Below are 219 nucleotides of genomic sequence, written 5' to 3'. Positions count from 1 at the left end.
GACCGCATTGTCATCGGCCCCTGCCGGAACGATGGTCAGGAAGTCACGCCCGTTGATCGTGCCAGCCCAAGTGAAGTCAAAGTCCGCACCGGTGACGACCTCGGCGGGGGCGGTCACGCTGACTTCGCTTTCCACCACTTCGATGGATGCCCGCGCAAGGGTGCGGCGGCCGGTCTCCAACACGTATCGCAGTTCGTAAAGGCCGGGTGTGCCGGGGGC

General features: G+C 65.3%; 1 pseudogene. It reads right to left on the bottom strand.

What is annotated here, in order from left to right:
* Window positions 1-219: pseudogene (locus tag MN186_RS00015) on the bottom strand (hypothetical protein); the annotation flags it as partial.

The sequence above is a fragment of the Aliiroseovarius sediminis genome, from assembly GCF_022678485.1.
Taxonomy (GTDB): Bacteria; Pseudomonadota; Alphaproteobacteria; order Rhodobacterales; family Rhodobacteraceae; genus Aliiroseovarius; species Aliiroseovarius sediminis.
The sequence above is the reverse complement of the archived record's forward strand: the minus strand, read 5'-3'. Positions and strand labels throughout refer to the sequence as shown.